The sequence below is a fragment of the Nocardioides sp. T2.26MG-1 genome (genome assembly GCF_950101795.1).
Lineage (GTDB): Bacteria > Actinomycetota > Actinomycetes > Propionibacteriales > Nocardioidaceae > Nocardioides.
This window is the reverse complement of record NZ_CATNLZ010000001.1, coordinates 958,382-973,288: the sequence shown is the minus strand read 5'-3', so window position 1 is coordinate 973,288 and position 14,907 is coordinate 958,382. Positions and strand designations below refer to the sequence as shown.

Below are 14,907 nucleotides of genomic sequence, written 5' to 3'. Positions count from 1 at the left end.
GCTCTCGACCGAGGTGCCGACTCTCTGGGAGAGTCTCTCGCGGATCGGGGCCGCCGGTCCCGGGACGGAAGGATCGCGGATGCCCGACAAGCAGCAGACCTTGATCGCCAGCAACGAGGACCTGCGGAAGATGCTCGCGCTGCTCCACTCGACGTTCGCCTACGGCTCGAGCGTCGTCGCCGCGACGCTCGCCCTCGGCTGGGCCTACGCGGCCATCAAGGACGACGTGAGCGTCCCGACGCTGCTGCCGATCCTCACGATCGCCTCCGTGCTGTTCACGGTGGTTGCCTGGGTCACCCAGGAGGAGATCCGGCAGATCGGGTTGCCCTACCGGACCAAGGTCGAGTAGCCGCGCCGACGCAGGGGGTTTGACCGTGCGCCGTGGCTCAGGTCGGCGGTGGTGCGGTCGATAGGGCATTGACTGGCGGCCCACGGACGGGCCGCTCGAGCTGTCGTGGGAGTCATGGATGACCAAACACTCGATGTCCTCGCGCCGGCGTGCCCCGCGGCAGAGCGCAGCCCTCGTGCTCAGCGTGCTCCTCGCGGCCGGCGGCGTCACCGCGACGGCGCTCTCCGCAGTCGACGCCCACACGCGCGCCGGGTCGTTGGCCCAGATCACCTCCGCCGACTGCGGCGCCGAGCTGGTCATCCCCGCGGCGAACCCCGGAGACCCCGTGTCGTGTGCCCACGCGGACCAGGCTCCTCCGGGTGTCGACGTCGACAAGCACGTCCCGACGGCGGTCCTCGAGGCCCGCACCGGTGCGGCGGCCGCCGCGGTCGAGGCGGCCCAGGACGAGGGCGTCCCGGTCGCGGCCCAGGTCGCCGCCGTCAGCGACCGGGTGCCCTGCGACGGGGACGGCACGTCCGGCTACCGGGTGCAGGCGATCTACGTCGTCACCTCCGACCGGACGAACCGGTTCGCCGCCGTCGGCGACCAGATCAAGCAGTGGGCGTCGGGGGTCAGCACGGTCTTCAACCTGTCCGCCGCCAAGACCGGCGGGGTCCGCGACGTCCGGTTCGTGACCGTCGCCAACGGCGACGGGACCTGCTCGCCGTCCGTGCTCAACGTGACCCTTCCTCCGGGGTCGTTCACCAGCTTCGGCAGCACGATCACCGCGATGCGCAACGCCGGGTACACCGCGCCCAACCGCAAGTACCTGATGTGGGTCGACGGCACGGGTCAGTGCGGGATCGCCCAGACCTACCTGAGCAGCGGGGCCGGCCAGGACAACCCGAACAACGGCTCCTACGCCCAGTTCGCCCGCATCGACACCGCCTGCTGGGGCGGGTCCCAGTCGGTCGAGGCCCACGAGCTGTCGCACACGATGGGGTCGGTGCAGGGCGACGCCCCGCACGCGACCGCCGCGGGCCACTGCTACGACGAGTCCGACCGCATGTGCTACGCCGACGGCGGCGGGAAGGCGATGCAGCAGATCTGCTCACCCGACCAGGAGACGCTCTTCGACTGCAACGGCGACGACTACTACTCGACGTATCCCCCCGCCGGGTCGTACCTGGCGAACCACTGGAACACCGCCAACTCCCGGTTCCTGATCGGTGGGGGCGACGGGGTCGGCGGCGGCTCCCTGGGGACCCCCACCGTGCTCGGCGGGATCGTGTCGGTGAACAACCCGGCGGTGCCCGGCCTGCCCACGCAGGTCTCGGCCACGCTGGAGATCCCGTCCGGACGCACCGCGTCGATCACCTGGTCGACCTCGCGCGGCGACTGCGCGTTCACCGACAGGACCGCCCTCCAGACCGAGGTCGTGTGCGGCGCCCGGTCGACCACGGCCGGGACCGTCACGGCGACGGTGGTCGACAACACCGGCGCCAAGCTGGTGCGCACGAGCGCGCTCACGTTCTCGTCGACGCCGCGGACGGCGACCACGTCGGTGACGGTCGACGGGTCGGCCGCGGCGTACGTCGCCTGCCCGACCGGCAAGGCCGCGCTCACCGCGCAGGTCGTCGACCAGGCCAGCGGCAAGCCCGTCAAGGGTCTCGCGGTCGCGTGGTTCCGTCAGGTCGGCACCGGCACGCCGGCGCAGGTCGCGACGGGCACGACGGGTCAGACCGGCGTCGCCACCGCGCTGGTGACCGCGTCGGCGGGCGCCTACAGCGTGAGGACGGCGGCCGCTCCCACCTTCCCGGCCACGACCTCCACCGCGGTCGCCGTCAGCGTCGCCTCGGGGCCGTGCACCACGCAGGTGAGCTCGGTGGTCGACCGCACGTCGGTCCAGGCCGGCGCGCCCGTCGTGGTCAGCGGGGTCCTGTCCCGCACGCTGCCCGACGGCTCGACCAAGGGTCCGGCTGCGGGCGAGAGGGTGTCGATCTACGGTCGGGCCGGCACGGCCACGACCTGGTCCGTGGTCGGCTCGGCCACGACCGGCGTCGACGGGTCCTACTCGGTCGTCGTCAAGCCGTTGACGTCGACCGTGCTCCAGGCGCGGTTCGTCGGTCGGGTCGGGATGGGGTCATCGACGGCGGCGAACGCACCGATCACCGTCAGCCCGTGGACGACCTCGGTCACCGTCAGCCCGTCGGCGACGGACCTGATGGCCGGGGCTGCTGTCACCGTGACCGGCATGCTCAGGCAGTCCGACGGCACCACCGCGACGGCCATGGCCTCCACGCCGGTGACCATCACCTACCCCCTCGCCGGCGGCCGCACGGCCACCGCGTCGGCGGCGACCAACGCCTCCGGCGCGTACTCGGTGATCCTCCGCCCGACCGGATCCGGCGACGTGGTCGTCCGCTACGCCGGCAGGCTCGGCTGGACCGCGTCGTCCGCGACGGTCGCGCTGGTCGTGCACCCGTGGACCACGTCCGTCGCGGTCGGCACCTCGGCCACGGACCTGATGGCGTCGTCGCCGATCACGGTCACCGGCTCGGTCAGGCAGTCCGACGGCACGACCGCGACGGCCATGGCCTCCACGCCGGTGACCATCACCTACCCCCTCGCCGGCGGCCGCACGGCCACCGCGTCGGCGGCGACCAACGCCTCCGGCGCGTACTCGGTGATCCTCCGCCCGACCGGATCCGGCGACGTGGTCGTCCGCTACGCCGGCAAGCCCGGTTGGGCGGCCGCGTCCGCGACGCAGGCGATCGTCGTGCACCCGTGGAGCACGGCGCTGACGCTGTCCGCCGTACGCGATCCGGCGACCGGATACGTGACGGCGACCGGCACGCTCACGCAGATCAGCTCGACCGGCGTCGCCTCGCCCCGGGCAGGCGCCGTCGTGACGATCACCTACCCGTCCTCGGCGACCTACGTCGCCTCGACCAGGGCGACGACGTCGGTGTCCGGCACGTTCGTCGCGCGGTTCAGGCCTGGCGTGACCGGCGCCGTCGGGGCCAGGTACGCCGGGGTGCCCGGCTGGGCGGAGGCGACCGCGACCCCGGTCACGGTGACGGTTCCCTGAGCTCGGCGCCGATCAGGAGTCCAGGCGCACGGTGACGGTCCCCCCGCGGGCGTCGATGCGGTCGAGGAGGTCCGACGGCACGCGGAACACCCGACCCGGCGCGGCCGGCCACAGCACGCGTCTGCGGGCGACGACCCGGCCGCCCTGCTCGAGGACGACACGCGGGGCCCGGACGTACTCGTCGGTCCACAGCAGCAGCCGACGCCGCGGGGGCGCCGGGTCGCCCGGCCGCACGATCCCCGGAGCGACCCACCGCAGGGGCGCCTCGACCTCGAGACGCACACCGTCCCGGGTCGGTCGCGCGCCGTCGAGGTAGCTGCGGACGTGCCGCGCCACGGCGGCGCCGTCGAGCGCGGCGATGTCGGCGGTGTCGACCGGGTGCAGCACGTTGCCGGCGGCGAAGATCCCCGGCAGGTCGGTGCGCAGCGCCGTGTCCACCAGCGGGCCGAGAGTGCGGGGGTCGAGCGTGACGCCCGCGGCTCGGGCCAGCTCGTTGTCGGGGATCCAGTCACCGGTGAGGATCACCGTGTCGCACTCGACCGTCCGCCGGTCTCCGGTGTCGAGGTCCTCGATCTCGACGGCCTGCACCCGGGGGCGGCCGATGATGCGCGTGACGCGGGTCCGCGTCGCGACGGGGGTCTTGAACGCGAGCCGGCCGGGGCGCTGGAAGAGCCAGTACGACTCCGCCTGCGAGTGGGTCGTGGTCATCAGCACCGTCCGGCAGCCGGCGTGGCGCAGCGTCAGCACCGCCGACCAGCTGACCAGCTCGGCGCCGACGACGACGGCCCGCTTGCCGACGGTGCCGTTCTTGAGGTGCACGACGTTCTGCAGCGTGCCGGTGGTGAGGACGCCGTGGGCGCGGTCACCGGGGATCTGCCGGGCCGCGCGTGGGCGCTCGCGAGCGCCGGAGGCCAGCACCACCGCGCGCGCGGCGACCCGCAGCCGGCCCTCGGGGGACGTCACCATCAGTTCGCCGGGCCCGGCCCAGTCCGTGGCCATCGCCTCGGTGAGGATGGTGGCCCCCGCGTCGGTGGCCTTGTCGCGCAGCATCCGGGCGTAGGTCGGACCGGTCACGAACCTGCCGAGGTCGCGGATGCCGTAGCCCAGGTGGTCGCTGTGTCGCGGGATGCCGCCCGCCTCGCGCTCGCGCTCGAGGACCAGCACCTCCCCGGACAGGGTCCGGGCCAGCTCGGTGGCGGCCCGGAGGCCCGCCGGCCCGGCGCCGACGACGACGACGTCCGGGGTGAGGTCGCGCGTTGCCTCGGCAGCGTCGGCGTCGGCAGCGTTGGTGTCGGTGCTCATCGGTGCGCCTGCCCTTCTGCGGTGACGGCTGCGGCTCGGGTCTCGAACAGCTCGGCGACCTCGGCGCCGCAGTAGAACCCCTGGCACCGGCCGTTCTGGGCACGGGTGCGGCGGCGGAGTCCCTCGAGCGTGGTGGGTGGGATCGTGCCCGCGAAGGTGTCGCGGATCTCGCCCGCGGTGACCCGCTCGCAGAAGCACACGATCCGGCCGTACGCCGGGTCGTCGGCGATCCGGGCGGCGTCTTGGTACGGGCGCAGCGACGCCTCGCCGATGTTCGGCATCCGCGGCGGGTCGGGCAGGTCGTCGCGGGGGGTGAGCTCGAGGGCGCCGGTCTCGGCGAGCAGACCGCGGACGTGCTCGGCGAGCGCCATCCCCGAGCTGAGGCCGGTCGAGCGGATGCCGCCGGCGAGCAGGTAGCGCTGCTCGGCGTCCACCTCGACCACGTAGTCGGAGAACTCCGTGGCCGCCCGGAGGCCGGCGTACGTCGCGGTGACCTCCTCCTGGAGCAGCTGCGGCATCAGCCGCCTGCCCTTCTCGAGCAGGAACTCCAGTCCGGCCTCGGAGGTGCCGGTGTCGGTGCGGTCGGTGAGGTCCTCGGCCGTGGGGCCGAGCATGACGTTGCCGTAGACGGTGGGGCTGATCAGGACGCCCTTGCCGACGGCGCTGGGCACCGGCAGCACGATCTTTTCGACCAGGGGCCGCGCCTGCTTGTCGAAGACCATCAGCTCGCCGCGGCGGGGTGTGACGTGGAACCGGTCGAAGCCGAAGTGCTGGTCGATCACGTCGGAGCCGAGACCGGCGGCGTTGACCACCCAGCGCGTCCGCACGTCGCCCGCCGAGGTGTGGAGCACCGTGGCCTCCTCCGCCACGGTGACCCCCGTGCACCTCCTGCCCAGCAGCAGCGCAGCGCCGCGGCGTACGGCGTCGGTGGCCAGGGCGAAGTTCGTCGTCCAGGTGCAGATGATCGACTCACCGGGCACCGTCAGGCCGCCGAGGGCTCCGGGACCGATGTGCGGCAGCTGCCGGTAGACCTCGCGGGCGCCGATGATCTCGGTGTGCGGGTAGCCGTTGGCGACCGCCTTCTCCTGCAGGCCCGGCAGGTTGCCGACCTGCTCGGTGTCCCAGGCGACCAGGATCGCGCCCACCCGCTCGACGGGGATCCCGGTCGCGGCCGCGTAGTCGCCCAGCAGGTGGTAGCCCTCGTGCACCAGTCGAGACTCGAGGCTGCCCGGCTTGGCGTCGAAGCCGGTGTGGAGGATCGCGGTGTTCGCCTTGCTGGTGCCCTCGCCGACGTCGTCGCGCGCGTCGAGCAGGGCGACGGAGAGCCGGTAGCCCGCGAGCGTGCGAGCGATCGCCGACCCGACGATGCCGGCCCCGATCACCACCACGTCGTAGGTGGGGGCGCCGGGCCCGGTTGGTGCGCTGGTCATGGTGTTTCCTCGATCTCCGAGAGCAGTGGTCAGGCGTTGGCGGCGGCGGCGTTCCACCGGTCGCGGAAGTCCGCGGCGCGGTCGGCCGACCAGCGGGGGGAGTAGACGAGACTCGGCTCCCAGGGCACGACCGCGTCGACGAGGGCCAGGCCCGGCTCATGGGCGACCCTGGCCAGGGCGGCAGCGCCGAGCGGGGTGGCGTGCGGGGACGGGTAGAGCTCGATGTCGATCTGCATCAGGTCGGCCACCGCCTGCATCAGCGTCCGGCACTGGGTGAGCCCGCCGTCGACCCGGAGCCGGGTGAGGGGCCGCCCGAGATCGCGTTCGACCGCGGCCCCGAGCTCGGCGACCTGGGCCGCGATGCCCTGCAGGATGGCGGTGACGAGGTGGCCCACCGTGGTCGAGAGGGTCATCCCGCTGACGCTCGCCTTGGCGTCGGGTCGCCACCACGGCGCGCCGAGACCGGCCAGGGCCGGCACCGCGAGGACGCCCTCGGCGTCGGCGGCAGCGACCGCGTCCATGTCGGCTGCGGTGCGGATGTAGCCGAGCTGCTCCATCCAGCGGACCGCAGACGCGGCGGTGTAGACCTGCCCGTCGATGCAGTACGTCGTCTCCCCACCGACCTGCCAGGCGACACAGGCCGCGAGGCCGGCGCTGGACCTGGCCGCCGTCGTACCGGTGTTGGCGAGCAGGAACGCGCCGGTCCCGAACGTGCACTTGGCCTCGCCCGGCTCCAGGCAGCCCTCGGCGACCAGGGCGGCCTGCTGGTCGACGACCAGCCCGCCCACCGGGACGGTGCCTCCGAACGCCGTGGTCGTGCCGACCTCGACGTCGCAGGGCACGATCGTGGGCAGGCGCTCCTCCCCCAACCCGAAGAGGCCGAGCAGCTCCGGGTCCCAGTCGGCCGTGTCGAGGCTCGTCACCAGCGACCTGCTGGCAGTCGAGGCGTCGGTGACGAACTCGCCCGTGAGCTGGTGCACCAGCCAGGTGTCCGACGTCGTCGCGACGCCTTCGCGGGTGACGTTGCGGCGCAGCCACGCGAGCTTGGGCGCGGAGAAGTACGGGTCGAGCACCAGGCCGGTGCGGTCGGCGAACGTCTGCTCGTGCTCCGAGAGCTCGCGGCACAGCCCCTCGGCGCGCCGGTCCTGCCAGACGACCAGGTCCGAGAGCGGACGGCCGGTGTCGGGGTCCCAGGCCAGCACGGTCTCGCCCTGGTTGGAGAGCGTGACCACGTCGACCGGCACCCCGGCCGTGGCGACCGCCTCCCGGCCGGCCTCGAGGACCGAGTCGAGGAGCGCCTGCGGGTCCTGCTCCACCCCGCCGCCGGGGAGGTAGCGGGGACGGACGGTCTTCTCCGACAGTCCCAGGACCCGGCCGTCAGCGTCGACGACGAGGGCCTTGGTGCCCGAGGTGCCCTGGTCGATCGTGAGGACCGTCGTCACTGCAGGTCCTCGGCGATCTCGGGGATCTCGACGATCTCGGCGACGTCGGAGTCGAGGATCTTGTCGACGTCGACGAGGTCGGGCATGGTCAGGCCGGCGCGGCCGTGGCGGATCAGGAGATAGGTCAGGTAGACGGCACCGATCGCGAACATCACCAGCGCGTAGCGGATCGGCTCGGCGAACGACTCGTCGCGGAAGATCGCGAGCTCGTAGAGCAGCCATACCGATGCGAGCACGATGATCGGGGTCTCCCACCTGCCGAGCTTGAAGCCCTGGCTGGGCGGCAGCGAGCGCCGCTTGAGGACGTACATGAGCACGGTGCCGGCGTAGATCAGCGCGGGCAGCAGGGTCCCTGCCGAGAACAGCGAGAAGAGCGCATCCTCCGACATCGAGAAGATCGCCAGGATCGCCTGCGCCACGACGAGCATGAACAGCGAGGCGCCGAGCGGGGTGCCGCGGCTGTGGCTGATCTTGTGCAGGCTCTGCCAGCCGGGGAACCGTTCGTCGCGCGACATCGCCCAGACCAGGCGGGTGCCGCTGAGGGTGATCACCAGGCCGCAGGAGAAGATCGAGATCACGACCAGCACCAGCAGGAAGTTGCCGACCACGGAGCCGAGCACGTCGGTGATGACGGTGGCGATCGGGGTGGCCGACGTGGCCAGCTCGGCCGTGTCGCCGGCCAGCGCGGTGACGGCGATGAGGAACAGCATGCCGAGGACGCCCAGCGAAATGACCGCCTGGGCCATGGCCTTGGGGATCACCCGCTCAGGGTTCTTGGTCTCCTCGGCGAGGTTGGCGGCCGACTCGAAGCCGACGATCGTGAACGCGCCGAGCAGGAACGCCAGCGGGAACGGGCCGGCGTGGTTGAGGTCGCCGAAGTCCCAGTAGCCCTCGCTGGTGACCGGCTTGGACTCGAAGAGCGTGCCGAAGTCGAGGGCCCCGGTGACCGCGCCGACGACGAACAGCAGCACGGTCAGGCTGATCATCCCGATGATCTGGATGGTCACCGCGACCTGGTTGACCTTGTTGGTCATCCGGGTCGACCAGGCGACGAGGACCGCCTGCACCAGGACGACGACGGCGGTGATGGCCCAGGCGTTCTGCAGGGTGTAGGTGTAGCCGAAGAGCTCCGGGAGGATCGTGGCGGCGATGGTGTAGTCGACCGCGATCACGACCACGCCGAGGAACGTGAACGAGACCCAGCCCATCACCCACCCGGCGATCGGGTTCGCGATCCGGGACACCCACTGGTAGGCGTAGCCGCTGATCGGGATCCGGGCGGCGAGCGCGCCGAAGATGAGCGCGACGGCCAGCTGGCCGACGACCGCGATCGGCCACGCCCAGATGCCCCGGGGCCCGGAGCTGTTCAGGACCGCGCCGTACGTGGTGAAGATGCCGGTCGCGATCGAGACGAACCCGAAGGCCACGGCGAACGAGGCGTACCAGCCGAGTTCGCGGGCCATCTTGTCGTGCCGGTAGTTCTCGGTGAGCTCAGCGGTCACGCCTGCCTGCCGCTGGCCCTCGTGGCCCGAGGATCGATCACTGTGCGGAGCGGTCACGGCTCCTCCGTTCGTCGGTCATGGTAGTCCGCACGGTATGGTCTATACCGTATGGTCCGTACCAAGATCGACCCGTCGGCGCCGTTTGTCAATGACTTGCCCACAACTCGTGCCAAGGTCGCGGGCTCCGCCGGTGGTTTGGTATAGACCAAGCGGGCTGTGCGCGTATCGTGAGGGCCGTGGTCACCACCCAGCGAGAGGGCTCCCGCTCCCCCCGGTACGTCGCCATCGCCGCCGAGCTGCGCGAGCGGATCCTCGACGAGCACCTGGCGCCGCACACGCTGGTGCCCTCCGAGCGCGAGCTCAGCGAGCAGTTCGGGGTGAGCCGGATGACCGCGCGCCAGGCGCTGATGCTGTTGGAGAGCGAGGGTCACGTCTACCGGCGCCCGCCGCGCGGCACGTTCGTGGCCGAGCCGCGCGTGCGGTTCCAGATCGGGAGCTTCTCCCGAGAGGCCGACCGCCTCGGCCGGAACGCCTCGGCGCAGCTGCTGTGGACCAAGGCCCTCACCGGCGTCGGCAACGGCGCCACCCGGGCCCGCACCGCACTGGGCCTGGCCGACGACGACACCGTGCACGCCTTCCGGCGGCTGCGGCTGATGGAGGGCGAGCCGCTGGCGATCGAGACGACGTACTTCCCTGCATCGCTCACGCCCGGGATCCTCGACATCGAGGTGGCGGGGTCGCTGTGGCAGCTGCTGCGCGAGCAGTACGGCGTGCGGATGACGCGCTCGACAGCCGTGATCGAGTCGATCGTGCTCGACGAGGAGTCCTGCGATCGCCTCGCGGTGCGAGCCGCATCCAGCGGGATCCTGCTGACGCGGCGGACGTTCGACCAGGACGACCGCTGCGTGGAGTTCGCCCGAGACGTCTACCGCGCCGACCGAGCGGCGTTCGAGGTCAGCGCCTCGGTCGCCGGGTGAGCGGCCGCGCCACCGTCGTCTTCGACCTCGACGGCGTGATCACGACCCGGGACACGTTCGCGACGCTGGTGAGCCGCCGCCTGGTGCGCGCCCCGTGGCGGCTGGTGCTGGCGCTGCCCGCGCTGCCCCTGATGGCCGCCACCGGCCCGTGGCCGCAGTGGCGGGCACCGGTCTCGCGCTACCTCGTCCGGCTCGCCCTGCTGGGGCGGGACGTCGACCGGGCCAGGGAGGGGACGCGCCGGCTGGCGCTGGAGTTCGCGCGCACCCCGGCCTGGCTGCGCCCCGCGGGTCTCGACGCCGCACGACGACACCTCGCCGCAGGCGACCGCGTCGTCGTCCTCACCGCCACCGAGCAGACCCTGGCGCGCACGTTGCTCGACGAGGTCGGCCTCCGGGACGCCGAGCTGATCGCCTCCGAGCTGGCGCCCGCTCCCGGCGGCGTCCGGATGCGCCCGCACAACTACGGTGCCCGCAAGCTCGCGGCCCTCCAGGCCGCCGACGTACCTCGACCCTGGACCGTGATGTACACCGACTCCTGGGCCGACAGCCCGGCGCTCGCGGCGGTGGAGCAGGTGGTGCTGGTCGGCCCGTCGCCGCGGCTGCTCGAGCGCGCCCGCCGGACCTGGCCGGGCAAGGTCACCGCCGTCGGCTGAGCCGCCGCCGGCCTACCGGGCGTCACCGAGCGTCGTCCAGGTCGAGGCCGATCGGGGTCCGGGCCGGGATCTCACCGGTGGCCACGACCGCGGCGGTGATCGGTCGAAGGTCCGCCACCAGCTGGTCGATCTCGTGCTCGTCGAGGCCGGCGTACGCCGTCGCCGCCGCCCGGTCGGTCTGGTCCTCCACCGACTGCTTGAGCTCCCGGCCGGCGGGGGTGAGCGATCCGTCGGGGTCGATGAGGCCCCGCCCCTCGAGCCCGGCGCGGAGCCGGTCCCACTCACCCGGTCCGAGCCTGCGGGCCATCGCGTAGACCTCGGCGGGGGTCCCCGTCGCGAGCGCGTGGAGGACGTGCGACTCCCGCCCCCCCGATCCCGGCGGTGACCAGGGCCGCGACGTGCCCGTCGCCGCGGTGCTCGCGCAGCAGGGTGGCGGCCTGCCACAGCCGGGCGAGCGGCTCGTCGGGCTGGGCCAGGGCGCGGTTGGCCGCGAACAGCGGGCGCCCCTCGAGCGGCGCGGCCCCGGCGGCGCGCTCGGCGAGCTCCGCGGCCCGGCCGACCGCGGCGTCCGGCGTACCTCCCCCGAGGTGGCGGCCCCCGAGGTGTCGATTCAGGGCGGCGACCGACCCTTCCAGCCGGGCGGCGAGGGCTGCCTCGGGGGCGGCGTACCCCCAGGCGTCCGGGAGCGCCCGCGCCACGTGCTCGAACGCGAAGTTGTAGAAGACCGCGTGGGTGAGCTCGGCCGACGCCGGGCCCAGCGGCGCGGCGCGCCCGGCGAAGTAGCCCATCCAGAACCCGCGGTAGCCCGCGGCCCGCAGCGCGGCCAGCGGCTCGGGCGAGAAGTAGGTGACGGCGTGGATCGGCTCGAGCAGCTGCCAGAGCCGTCGGGCCGTCTGGGGTCCGTGGTTGGTCATGCCCGCAGTCCTACACCGCCCGGCGTCGGTCGTCGTCCCGCGGGCGCTCGACCGGCGTGTATGGTGCGGGTCGTTGTGTGCGGGTGCTCGGAGGAACCGGGCTGAGATTGCGGCTGGATGTGCCGCTGACCGCTTGAACCTGACCGGGTAATGCCGGCGTAGGGAGCGCGCATGGACACGTCTGTCGAGCCTCGTCCCAGCGGGACACCGGACGCACCGCTGACGCTGGCGGAGCCTCCACCGCGGTCGCTGGGACTCGTCGCGAGCACCGCGTTCTGGTGGAACCTGGGCATCAGTCTCCTGCTGCCGGTGGCCGCCGTGTACGTCGTGCTGCCGGGCCGCCCCCTCTGGACGAGCCTGCTCGCGATCGTGGTCGGCGCGGTCATCGGCGGAGCGCTCCTGGGGCTGGCGGCCGCGCCGGGGGCCCGCGAGGGCGTCCCCGCGATGGTGCTGCTGCGGGGCCTGCTCGGCGGCCGGGCGTCGTACGTGCCCACGGTGGCGAACCTGGCCCAGTGCGTGGGGTGGGCGACGTTCGAGATCGTGGTGATCGCCGAGTCGGCCTCGCGCATCGTCGGCGGGCCGCAGTGGCCGTACGTCGTCCTCGCCGGGCTGGCGGCGACCGTGATGGCCCTGCGCCCACTGGGGGTCGTGCGGCTGCTGGCGCGGTACGCGGTCTGGGTCGCCCTCGCGGCGGTGGTGTACCTGTTCGTCCAGGTGCTCCGCCAGCCCCTGCCCGCCCGGGCTGAGGTGGGGAGCGCGACCTCGTTCTGGTCCGCGGTCGACGTGGTGATCGCGCTGCCCGTCTCGTGGGCTCCGCTGGCCGCCGACTACACCCGGCACGTGCGCAGCACCCGGTCGGCGGGGGTGGGCGCGGCCGTTGGCTACGGCGCGGCGACCGTCGTCTTCTTCACCCTGGGCATGCTCGCGCTGGCGGCGTACGGCGCCGGCGGGCTGGACGTCGTCGACGCGCTCCTGGCGGCGCCGCTCGGCGGGCTCGCGCTCCTGGTCCTGGTGGTCGTGGAGCTGGACGAGGCCTTCGCCAACATCTACTCGACCGCCGTGTCGAGCCAGAACATCGTGGCCCGGTGGGACCGCCGGGTCCTCGCGGTGGGCGTGGGGTCGGCGGCGACGCTGCTGGCGCTGGGCTTCGACATCGTGGCCTACGAGCCGTTCCTGTTCCTGATCGGCTCGGTCTTCGTCCCGCTGGTCGGCGTGCTCGTCGTGGTCTACTACCTGGTGCCTCGCGGGGCGTGGGACGTCTCGGAGACGGCGCCGGCGCGGCCGCTGCTGGCGGTGCCGTGGGTCGCCGGCTTCGTCGCCTACCAGCTCACGCTGCCGACCTTCTTCGCCGGTCCGGGGGCGGGGTGGACCACGTGGTGGTCGGCCCGTCAGGGCGACCTCGGCATCGACCCCGCCAACGGGATGTCGGCGTCGCTGGTCAGCCTCGGGCTCGCGATGGTCCTCACCGCGCTGCTCACGCTGCCGGCCGCGGTGCGCGCCCGGAGCCTGCGATGAGCCCCGGGGTGGGCCGCCTGCACGTGGTCACCGATGCGCGCACCGGTCGGGACGCGCTCGGGGTGATCGCCCGCGCCGTCGCCGCGGGCGCGCCCGTGGTGCAGGTCCGCGCCAAGGACGGCACCGACCGCGCGCTCTACGAGCTGGCGCGTCGTGCGGTGGAGATCTGCACCCCCGCGGGGACGACCTGCATCGTCGACGACCGCGTCGACGTGGCGCTCGCCGCCGGTGCCGCGGGGACGCACGTGGGTCTCGAGGACCTGCCGGTCGCGGCGGTACGCCGGATCGCGGGGCCCGGCCACCTGGTCGGGGCCACGGTCCGGGATCCCGAGCGGGCCGCCGCCCTGGTCGCGGAGGGGGCCGACTACCTGGGCGTGGGGCCGGCGTACGCCACGGAGACGAAGGCCGGACTGCCGGCGCCGCTCGGTCCGGCTGCCGTCGGCGCGGTCGCCCGGGCGGTGGGTGTCCCGGTCGTCGCGATCGGCGGTGTCACGGCCCGGCAGGTCCCCGAGCTGCTGGCCGCCGGCGCGCACGGGGTGGCGGTGGTGAGCGCGATCTCGGAGGCGGCCGACCCGGCCGAGGCGACGCGCGAGCTCCTGCGCTCGTTGGCGGGAGCACGATGAGCCGCGACGTGGCCGTCGACCGGGTGGACGTCGCCGTCGCCGGCGGCGGGCTGATCGGCCTCGGGATCGCCTGGCGCTGCGCCCAGCGTGGCCTGTCGGTGACGGTCGTCGACGTGGCCCCGGGGTCCGGCGCCTCGTACGCCGCGGCCGGGATGCTGGCGCCGGTCGCCGAGGCCGGCTACGGGGAGGAGCGGCTCCTCGAGCTGTGCCGGGCGTCGTTGGCGTCCTTTCCGGCATTCGTGGCCGAGCTGGAGCGCGAGACCGGGCTCGAGGTCGGCCTGCGCACGGCCGGCACATGCGTGGTCGGGTTCGACGCCGACGACATGGCGGCCCTCGACCTGCTGCACGCGTTCCAGCGCGAGCTCGGGCTGAGCTCCGAGCGGATCACCGCCCGCGAGGTGCGACGCCGGGAGCCGGCCCTCACCCCGCGCCTGCGCGGCGCGTTGCACGTCGGGGGCGACCACTCGGTGGATGCCCGGGCGCTGCACGCCGCGCTGCTGGCGGCGGCGATGTCGGCCGGGGTCCGGGTGGTGCGGGCGGAGGCGACTGCCCTGGAGGTCCGGGACGGGCGCGCGGCCGGTCTCGAGCTCGCCGGGGGCGACGTCGTCACGGCGGGCACGGTGGTGCTGGCCCTCGGCGCACGCAGCGCGGGCCTGCCGGGAGTGCCACCGCTGCCGGTCCGACCGGTCAAGGGGCAGGTCCTGCGACTCCGGGACGCCTCGGGACTCCTCGAGGGGACGGTGCGGGCCCTGGTCCGGGGTCGCCACGTCTACCTGGTTCCGTGCGCCGGCGACCGGCTGATCGTGGGCGCCACGGTCGAGGAGCAGGGGTTCGGCGACACGGTCACCGCCGGCGGGGTGCACGACCTGCTGCGCGACGCGATCGAGGTCGTGCCCGGGGTGGCCGAGCTGGAGCTGGTCGAGGCGCTCGCGCGCCCGAGACCCGGGACGCCCGACAACGCCCCGATCCTCGGCACGTCGCCGCTGCCCGGTCTGGTGCTCGCGTGCGGCCACCACCGCAACGGCGTCCTGCTCACCCCGGTGACCGCCGACGCGATCACCGAGCTGGTGGTGACCGGTGCGCTGCCCGAGGTCGCGAGGCCCTTCACGCTCGACCGACTCGAAAGGTGA

Annotated in this window: 12 protein-coding genes, 1 pseudogene and 1 riboswitch; of the genes and pseudogenes, 7 read left to right on the top strand and 6 right to left on the bottom strand. The window is 73.6% G+C overall.

The annotated features are described in order from the left end of the window. Positions 1-79 precede the first annotated feature (79 nt). The gene (locus QQZ14_RS04785; RefSeq protein ID WP_284533033.1) at positions 80-349 is read left to right on the top strand and encodes a hypothetical protein; all 270 of its coding nucleotides are present in this window, start codon (positions 80-82) and stop codon (positions 347-349) included. 118 nt (positions 350-467) lie between these two features. Then, positions 468-3,419: a hypothetical protein gene (locus QQZ14_RS04780; RefSeq protein ID WP_284533032.1), complete on the top strand. Its 2,952-nt coding sequence runs from the start codon at positions 468-470 to the stop codon at positions 3,417-3,419. 12 nt (positions 3,420-3,431) lie between these two features. Here the strand turns inward: QQZ14_RS04780 and QQZ14_RS04775 are convergent, their stop codons facing one another. Genes QQZ14_RS04775 through QQZ14_RS04760 form a run of 4 tightly spaced genes read right to left on the bottom strand, consistent with a single transcriptional unit; the run spans position 3,432 to position 9,095 of the window. Next, on the bottom strand, positions 3,432-4,721 hold the full coding sequence (locus QQZ14_RS04775; RefSeq protein ID WP_284533031.1) for an NAD(P)/FAD-dependent oxidoreductase: 1,290 nt from the start codon (positions 4,719-4,721) through the stop codon (positions 3,432-3,434). Beyond that, entirely contained in the window at positions 4,718-6,151 is a 1,434-nt protein-coding gene (locus tag QQZ14_RS04770) for an NAD(P)/FAD-dependent oxidoreductase (protein WP_284533030.1), read from the bottom strand. Before QQZ14_RS04770 ends, QQZ14_RS04775 begins: the two co-directional genes overlap by 4 nt. Positions 6,152-6,180: 29 nt before the next feature. After that, positions 6,181-7,593: an FGGY family carbohydrate kinase gene (locus QQZ14_RS04765; protein WP_284533029.1), complete on the bottom strand. Its 1,413-nt coding sequence runs from the start codon at positions 7,591-7,593 to the stop codon at positions 6,181-6,183. Next, entirely contained in the window at positions 7,590-9,095 is a 1,506-nt protein-coding gene (locus QQZ14_RS04760; protein WP_284533028.1) for an APC family permease, read from the bottom strand. The genes QQZ14_RS04765 and QQZ14_RS04760 overlap by 4 nt, the downstream gene beginning before the upstream one ends. Before the next feature lie 236 nt (positions 9,096-9,331). Between QQZ14_RS04760 and QQZ14_RS04755 the strand changes: the two genes are divergently transcribed. Together QQZ14_RS04755 and QQZ14_RS04750 are read left to right on the top strand one after the other, a co-directional pair. Continuing rightward, positions 9,332-10,072, top strand: a complete 741-nt coding sequence (locus tag QQZ14_RS04755) for a GntR family transcriptional regulator (RefSeq protein WP_284533027.1) — start codon at positions 9,332-9,334, stop codon at positions 10,070-10,072. Then, positions 10,069-10,725: a haloacid dehalogenase-like hydrolase gene (locus QQZ14_RS04750; RefSeq protein ID WP_284533026.1), complete on the top strand. Its 657-nt coding sequence runs from the start codon at positions 10,069-10,071 to the stop codon at positions 10,723-10,725. Before QQZ14_RS04755 ends, QQZ14_RS04750 begins: the two co-directional genes overlap by 4 nt. A 22-nt stretch (positions 10,726-10,747) precedes the next feature. Here the strand turns inward: QQZ14_RS04750 and QQZ14_RS04745 are convergent. Together QQZ14_RS04745 and QQZ14_RS04740 are read right to left on the bottom strand one after the other, a co-directional pair. Then, positions 10,748-11,035: pseudogene (locus tag QQZ14_RS04745) on the bottom strand (helix-turn-helix domain-containing protein); the annotation flags it as partial. Further along, positions 11,007-11,639 (bottom strand): SCO6745 family protein, encoded by a 633-nt coding sequence (locus tag QQZ14_RS04740; RefSeq protein WP_284533024.1) that lies wholly within the window; start codon positions 11,637-11,639, stop codon positions 11,007-11,009. The gene QQZ14_RS04740 and the pseudogene QQZ14_RS04745, both read right to left, overlap by 29 nt. Positions 11,640-11,708: 69 nt before the next feature. Next, positions 11,709-11,821: riboswitch (TPP riboswitch) on the top strand. Between QQZ14_RS04740 and QQZ14_RS04735 the strand changes: the two genes are divergently transcribed. The 3 genes from QQZ14_RS04735 (at position 11,811) to thiO (ending at position 14,907) form a co-directional block, all read left to right on the top strand. Continuing rightward, the gene (locus QQZ14_RS04735; RefSeq protein ID WP_284533023.1) at positions 11,811-13,154 is read left to right on the top strand and encodes a cytosine permease; all 1,344 of its coding nucleotides are present in this window, start codon (positions 11,811-11,813) and stop codon (positions 13,152-13,154) included. It overlaps the preceding riboswitch by 11 nt. Further along, positions 13,151-13,777 carry a thiamine phosphate synthase gene (gene thiE, locus QQZ14_RS04730; protein WP_284533022.1) on the top strand — a complete coding sequence of 209 codons (627 nt, stop codon included), beginning with the start codon at positions 13,151-13,153 and terminating at the stop codon, positions 13,775-13,777. The genes QQZ14_RS04735 and thiE overlap by 4 nt, the downstream gene beginning before the upstream one ends. After that, on the top strand, positions 13,774-14,907 hold the full coding sequence (gene thiO / locus QQZ14_RS04725) for a glycine oxidase ThiO (protein ID WP_284533021.1): 1,134 nt from the start codon (positions 13,774-13,776) through the stop codon (positions 14,905-14,907). Before thiE ends, thiO begins: the two co-directional genes overlap by 4 nt.